At 28.9% G+C, this 7,441-nt stretch carries 6 protein-coding genes and 3 tRNA genes; 7 read left to right on the top strand and 2 right to left on the bottom strand.

Annotation, left to right across the window (positions count from 1 at the left end; all coding sequences use genetic code 11):
• From OC698_RS01705 to OC698_RS01680, 6 genes are all read left to right on the top strand, one after another.
• The coding region (locus tag OC698_RS01705; RefSeq protein WP_304513004.1) for an HU family DNA-binding protein at positions 1-214 on the top strand (214 nt) is incomplete at its 5' end.
• Positions 215-986: 772 nt separating this feature from the next.
• The gene (ltrA, locus tag OC698_RS01700) at positions 987-2,717 is read left to right on the top strand and encodes a group II intron reverse transcriptase/maturase (protein WP_304513003.1); all 1,731 of its coding nucleotides are present in this window, start codon (positions 987-989) and stop codon (positions 2,715-2,717) included.
• Between the two features lie 440 nt (positions 2,718-3,157).
• Positions 3,158-3,307: a 50S ribosomal protein L33 gene (gene rpmG / locus OC698_RS01695; RefSeq protein ID WP_304513002.1), complete on the top strand. Its 150-nt coding sequence runs from the start codon at positions 3,158-3,160 to the stop codon at positions 3,305-3,307.
• A 161-nt stretch (positions 3,308-3,468) separates the two neighbouring features.
• Positions 3,469-3,542, top strand: a tRNA-Cys gene (locus OC698_RS01690).
• 84 nt (positions 3,543-3,626) lie between these two features.
• Positions 3,627-3,950: a cyclic-di-AMP receptor gene (locus OC698_RS01685; protein WP_078122979.1), complete on the top strand. Its 324-nt coding sequence runs from the start codon at positions 3,627-3,629 to the stop codon at positions 3,948-3,950.
• Between the two features lie 83 nt (positions 3,951-4,033).
• Positions 4,034-4,252, top strand: coding sequence for a 30S ribosomal protein S15 (locus OC698_RS01680; RefSeq protein ID WP_304513001.1), 219 nt, complete (start codon positions 4,034-4,036; stop codon positions 4,250-4,252).
• Between the two features lie 283 nt (positions 4,253-4,535).
• Here OC698_RS01680 and OC698_RS01675 read toward each other — a convergent pair.
• Positions 4,536-4,610: transfer RNA gene (locus tag OC698_RS01675), tRNA-Gly, on the bottom strand.
• 106 nt (positions 4,611-4,716) lie between these two features.
• Positions 4,717-4,790: transfer RNA gene (locus tag OC698_RS01670), tRNA-Thr, on the bottom strand.
• Positions 4,791-5,006: 216 nt separating this feature from the next.
• On the opposite strand from OC698_RS01670, the gene OC698_RS01665 reads away from it, so the two are divergent.
• Complete coding sequence (locus OC698_RS01665) at positions 5,007-5,447, top strand: hypothetical protein (RefSeq protein WP_304513000.1); 441 nt, start codon at positions 5,007-5,009, stop codon at positions 5,445-5,447.
• Positions 5,448-7,441 lie beyond the last annotated feature (1,994 nt).

The following is a 7,441-nucleotide window of genomic DNA, read 5'->3' as shown; positions in this document are numbered from 1 at the left end:
TAAATCTTTATATGATACAATGGGTGAAACTTTAAATAAAAAAGAAAAATTTACAATTCCATATTTAGGTTTTTTCAAAATGTCATATCGTAAATCAAGAAAATTTAAAATACCTACTACATCTGAAATTTGTATTACACCTCCGCAAACAGTTCCAACATTTAAAATGAGTACTAAAGTTAAAAGAGATTTTAAAAAAATATTATCTGAATAAAAAAGGGTCGATAAAAAAAGAATAATATCGAATTTTAGCCGATGACCATCTCTTTAGAGAAGGTTTTTTTGTAATAGATTATCTAAATCTTTTGGAAAGAGGTTAATTTTTTTGAATTGTGTAGAACAAAATATTAATCCCTATCGTCATTTTATTGGAGCTAAAGTTAGTGTCGTAGGCGAGGGCGCCAAAGAGGCCTAAATTTCGTGCTATTTAACCAATAGCCAGAGCAGATAAACTCTGAAAGGATATGGTCGATTTGATAAACGAAAGAATATTGAATTAGAGCAGATCATAAAAGCGGGTTGAGACAAAAGTAAATTAGTCAAGAAGACCTCCGCTACCAAATAATTCTAAGGAAAAGCCTGTAATGGCCTAAGAAGGATAATTTGATGTAATCGACAAACCTGTTCGGAAGTTACTTAGACGGACAGTCCAGAGTCTACTAGCATAGTTCGCTTGTGCTGAGTAGTTTATCAATTAAAAGAAACCTGGAATCAGCCTCCTAAAGAGGATACTTCCCCTAAAGAATTAAGGTAGAAATTTAGTGTAACTTGGAGAATCCTAAAACGAAGTAATTAAATTTACTAATCCGGAAATAAAAGTCTGGATGTCAAGGATAAAGAATCTTTTTAGTAGTCGTAAGGGTAAATCTAAATTTGGAATAATTTAGCTAATCGGCTTACCGAGAAGAGAGTTAATCACTCTTATAGGGCGAAAGAAGAAAGTAATTTACTATTTATTCAATGGTATCAAGGAAGGGGTTGATATTATGTCAACAACTGTTTCACTCGAAACTAAACTTTCGCGAACATTGAATAGAATTCAACATCGTTCATCAAACGGTTACTCCCTAAAAAGAGAGCTGCAACAAGGAATGAATAACTTCTATAACACGTTAACAGCATTTAATAAAATTGCTACTAACAAGGGGGCGGGCACACCAGGTGTGGACAATGAAACCATTGATGGGGTTAATCTAGAAAGACTAGAAAGATACCATCAGGAATACGTCAATAATGGTTATAACCCCAAACCAGTTAAAAGAATTCTCATTCCTAGTGATAATAAAAGAACCAGACCCTTGGGGCTACCTACTATCAAAGACCGGCTAATACAAAAATGCCTCGAACAACTCTTAACTCCCTATTTTGAAAATATCTTTTCGGAATGGAGCTTTGGGTTTAGAACCAAAAAATCTTGCCATGACGCCATCAAACGCGTCAAACAAAGATTTAAAGGAATTGACTACATTATCAAAATCGACCTGAAAGGCTACTTTGATATGATTAATCATGAGATTCTCATGAGAACCTTAAATCGGTTCATCAGAAAGAATAAAGTCCTCTTAACCATTAACAAATGGTTGAAAGCTGGCTTCATGAAGGATGGAATCAAATACGAATCTTTATCGGGTTCTCCTCAAGGAGGAATAATCTCTCCTCTGTTAGCGAATGTATATTTACATTACATTGACCTAAAAATGGATGAACTAATCAAAGAAGGAAAATCAATTTGGAAGAATAACCCAGAATACGGAAAAGCATGGCATAAAAACCAGCATCATCAACTGGGGACCGATAGTCTCATCAACCTAAACCCAAAAACAAGAATTGAATACATCCGTTACGCTGATGATTTTATCATCGGTGTTAAAGGCGAGTATGACAAAGCCGAAAGGATTAAGAATCAAGTAACACAATGGCTAGAGCAAGATTTAAAACTTACCATCAGTAAGGACAAATCAAAAATTGTCAAAGCCAGCAAAGGAACTAGGTTTCTATCCTACTTGATTAAGGTTAAACCAACCAATAAAACTCGTGAAAGGAAAACTGCAAAGAATTCCTTAAACGGTAAAGTCCGAATCCAAGTTCCCAAAACGAGAGCCAAAGAATATGGACACGAATATAATTGGTTAAAAGAGGGAAAGGTGAAACACGACGAAACATTAGCGGGTAGAGACGAATTAGAGATAATCCGGACCTATAAGACAATTGTTAGAGGAATTATCCAATACTTTTGTTTAGCTGACAATCTAAGTGTTTTAAACTATCTAAACTATCTAGCTGAATATAGCTGTTTGAAAACGCTGGCAAGGAAACGAAAAACATCGATTGCCAGAGTTCGAAAAAAATTCAATAAAGGTTCAACTTGGGGTATCTCCTACATTAACAAAGGAAAGACTCAATACGAGCCATGGGACGTTTACTCTTGGGATAAAATTAAAAAAATGCGTAACTATAAGGGAAATCCGGATATTACCATTAATAGATATATATTCCAAGGTCGCACGCATCTAACTGACCGTCTAAAAGCGGAACGTTGTGAGAACTGCAACAAAACAACCCAACTGCAAATTCATCACATTGGCACGGTTCGCAACGCGAGCCACCAAAGTATCATGAATAAAAGTACCAAGGTATTGTGTAAAGATTGTCATCGAAAAGTGACAGATCAACAGATACATGATATCAGAAAGAATAAGAACGATAAGAATAAATAGCTAATTAACCGTGAGGGGAAATTAGTTCTCGAGAGAGAGTAAATTATGGAAAGCCGGATGCTGGGAAACTTGCTTGTCCGGTTTGGACGGGGGCTGATTGTAAATAAAATGGCAAATACAAATCGCCGCATAAAACGCAATTAATCTATCCGTATACAAGAGATAGGCGTAGTAACTAGAATTGATATTCAAAATAAAATTGTATGTGTTTTATTTAAAAAAATGAGAGAAGTTAAATATCGTTATCCAGAAGTTCTTGAAAAAAATCTCATTAAAATTATTGAATATTAATATAAATTATGTTTATTTCATAAATATTTCAAATTTTATTATTTAAAAGAATAGTTTTTATAGCTATTTTTTTAATTTATAAAGATTTTATTAAATTTTGGCAATTGTTAAATTATTTATAATAAGCAATCGAGGTTATAAGAAGAAAAATGAGCGAATTAGTTAAATTATTTTGTCAAAAATGTGGTAGAGAAAATTATCATACTTACAAAAATAAAAAACAAAATCCTAAAAATTTGGAATTGAACAAATATTGTCCTTTTGAAAGAAAATGTTTACTTCATAAAGAAAAAAAATAATAAATTTAGAATTTAATAATTTAAAAAAAAACATAATTTATATTATTTTTTTATTTTTAATTTTATATATAATAAATATAACGAAGTTTTAATTTTATTATTTAAAGGATATTCATTATATTCAGAAATAATATTTTAAATCTTTTGTTATTATTTTATTGGGCCCTGTAGCCAAGTGGTAAGGCATAGCTCTGCAAAAGCTTGAACATCGGTTCGAATCCGTTCAGGGCCTCCATTTTTGATAATTTAAAATTTTTGTTATAAAATAATATTTTTTATATATTTAAATATTATATAATAGTAGCATATGAATAAAAAAATGAAATTAATTTTAGCTATTGTTTCATCAGAAGATGCTGATGAAGTGCAACATAATTTGAGTAAAAATAATTTTTTTAGTACAAGATTATCAACTCAAGGAGGATTTTTGAGTAAAAAAAATGTTACTTTAATTATAGGTTTGCCAGCAGATAAAGTGGAACAAGCTATAGAAATTATTAAATTCCATTCTAGACAGAAAACACAAATCATACCAAATGATATTTTAAATGAATTTTCTGCTTATTATTCTTTGCCTTCAGAAGTTTCTGTTGGCGGAGCTACTGTTTTTATTTTAGATGTGGAAAAATTTTTAAAATTATAATTATCTATAAAAAAAAGATGATATATTAATTTTTATATTTAATTTTGTTTTTGTGGGTTTTTGGAAGGATATCGCTTAATAAAATGGCTTTGAATAAAGAACAAAAAAGAAAAATTTTAGAACAATATGATGCTAATCTTATTAATACTGGTTCTAATAAAGTGCAGTTTAATTTATTAAATGTTGATATTGAAATATTATCATGTCATGTGAAAAAACATCCTGGAGATTTCCAGGCTAAACGTAGTTTAATGATGAAACTTAATCGTTTAAAAATTATAAAAAGAAATGTTTTTTGTTAAGATAAATACTTAACTTAAAACATTTCTTTTTTATTTTATAATTAATGATTTTAATAATTTTTATTTTATTTTTATTGAAAAGTTTTTAAAATTATTTAAAAATTGTTTTATATTATTAAATATGATTTGATTAAATTTGAAAATTATAAAAAATTACAAATATTTAAATTTAATCAAATAATATTTATTTGATTTTTATTTATTTTATTAAATAATTTAGGAATTTTTTCACTATTTGTATTATATTTTATTTTAATTATAAATTTTTTGAAAAAATTATTTATGGAGCGAGTGAAGGGAATCGAACCCTCATTATATGCTTGGCAAGCATATGTAATAACCATTATACGACACCCGCGATTCTATTTCATTAAAAAATTATTAATAATTTTTTTTAAATATTTATTTAGTTTATCATTACTACTAAATTTTACCAAAAAAGTTATTGGTTTTGACAAAATAATTGGTGCCCTTAATAAGAATTGAACTTATATTACATCATTACCATTGATGTGTTTTACCATTAAACTATAAGGGCTATATTTTATTCTATTAATAAGGATAATTATATCATAAACATCCATTAATAAAATGAATATAGTTAAAAATTTTAATATCAAATTTTATTTTTTATTGTTAAATATAATATTTAATTTTACTATTAATTTGTGTATAATGAAAGTGACTATTTCGACTAATTAAAATAAAATTAGAGAATGAAATTAGAATGCAATTGCAGAGGAGTTTTTTTAAAATGTCAGCAGATCAAATTAGTCCACGTAGTATAGGTTATTTAAAGTTTTTTTCTGAAAAAAGAATAACAGATAATCACGAAGAAAAAGGTAATTATGGATTTATTTATAGAAATCCTAATTTATCAGAAGAACAAAAATTAATATTACAAAATAAAGTTCAAGAATTAAAGAACATGGTATCAGATTCTGAAATTTCAGAATCTGAAATTTCTAATGAAGACATGAATGAAAAATATTCAGAAATTAAAGAATTAATTGGTTTAGATACCAAAACATTAGAAGAAGTTTTTTTTCATGTTTCGCAAATAGCAGATAGATCTGTTATAGAAATGACGCCTGAAGAAAGAAGAAGCTTTTTTTATCAAGGTGCTCTTTTTGAATTTGATGTAGAATCTACTCAACAAGGTTTAAAAGCTGTTAGAATTAATAAAATTTTTTAATTTATTTTTGTATATCATCAAAAAAGACTTGAAAAAGTCTTTTTTTATTGTTAGGTATAAAAAATTAATTTATTTTTGCAAAATCATAAATATAATATAAGGAAGCGAGTGTTTAATAAATAAATGCAAAAATTTACTAATGAATCGGTTAGGGCGCCAAAGAGGCCTAAATATCAAGTGAACTAACCACTCACTAGGGCGATAAACTCTGAAAGGGTAAGAACGGTTACTGAAAGGAAACAATCAGGAATTACAGCAGTTCTTAAAAGCGGGTTGCGATGAAGTAGTTAGTCAAGACGACCCCGCTACCGAATAGTTCTAAGGATAAACCTGGAATGGTCTAAGAAGATAAGAAGATGTAATTTTCTAACCTGTCTCGCAAACTACTGTACTCGAGCAGTCCAGAAGCTATCGATATAAGTAACTGATATTGGATAGTTTATCAACTAAAAACATGGAATCTCACCGTTAATCTAACGGTCACTTCTCCTAAGGAATTAAGGTTGATATTTAGAGTAACTTGGAGAATTCTAAAGGCAGAGTTATTAAATTAACCAATAATGAGATAAAAGTCATTAGGCCCAAGGATAAAGCGACTTTTTAGTAGTCGGAGGAGTAAAACTTAATTTGGAATCATTAAGCCAATCGTCCTCTCAGGAAGAAGGTTAATGACCTTTATAGGGCGAAAGAAGTCAGTAATTTATTGTTTATTCAATGGAATTAGTGCAAATGCCAAAAACTTTTGCTGATCAATGAACTAAGCTTTTGCGAATATTTAATATCATTTATAATTGTTGCTTAAATAATCAGAGTAATTAAAAACTAGAACTTAAAAAATATGATTAATATTTATCTAGATTTCAATCACATTGCGGCTATTTGACTCAGAAAATATTAATGATATTAAACTCTGGAAAATGGAAAAATATCTCCGAGAATATTTAAAAAAAAGCCATTAATAATTTCAATTAGTTCAATAAATTCTTATTCTTATGAGAAAAAGTTAAAAATCGATCTCTCGGTATTCTTACTATAAAATATATTAATCAAGAAGGTTATGAAATAATTATTAATTTTTTATTTTCGAAAATATTTTTTTGGGATGGAGTTTTTGGATTTCTAACCAAAAAATTTTTTTCATGATGCCATTCAAATATTTGAAGCGGAGATTCAAAAGAAATTGATTATATTATCAAAAATGATATTAATAGTTTTTTAAATTATTAACCATAAAACCATAACATTCATTTACAAAAAATATAAAAATATATTCAAAAGTAAACTTTTATCAAAAAATATAAAAAACTGAGGAACATCAAAAAATTTAGATCTGATTATTAATCTTCAGATTAAGAGCAAAAAGATATTAATTTTTTCTGATTTTAGAAATTTATAATACAAAAATCGGATGCTATGCGAACTGGTGGGGCGCCAAAGAGGCCTAAATTTCGTGCTATTTAACCAATAGTCAGAGCCGATAAGCTCTGAAAGGATATGGCCGGTTTAGCAAACGAAAGAATGCCGAATTACAGCAGACCATAAAAGCGGATTACGATGAAAGCAAATTAGTCAAGATGATTCCGCTACCAAATAATTCTATGGAGAAGCCTGAAATGGCCTAAGAAGGAAAATTGATGTAATAACCTGTTTCGGAAGTTGCTTAAACGAGCAGTTCAGAGACTACTAATATATGAATTCAGTATTGAGTAGTTTATCAGCTAAAGAAAACCTGGAATCAACCTCCCAAAAGAGGATACTTCCCCCTAAGGAATTAAGGTAGAAATTTAGGGTAACTTGGAGAATCCTAAAACTAAGTAATTAAGTTTACTAATCTGGAAATAAAAGCCCGGATGGTCAAGGATAAAGCATCTTCTTAGTAGTCGTAAGGGTAAACCTAAATTTGGAATAATTTAGTTAATCGGCTTACCGAGAAGAGAGTTAATGACTCTTATAGGGCGAAAGAAGAAAGTAATTTACTATTTATTCAATGGTAT

It is taken from the genome of Candidatus Phytoplasma gossypii (assembly GCF_030586975.1).
Taxonomy (GTDB): domain Bacteria; phylum Bacillota_I; class Bacilli_A; order Acholeplasmatales; family Acholeplasmataceae; genus Phytoplasma; species Phytoplasma citri.
The sequence above is the reverse complement of the archived record's forward strand: the minus strand, read 5'-3'. Positions and strand labels throughout refer to the sequence as shown.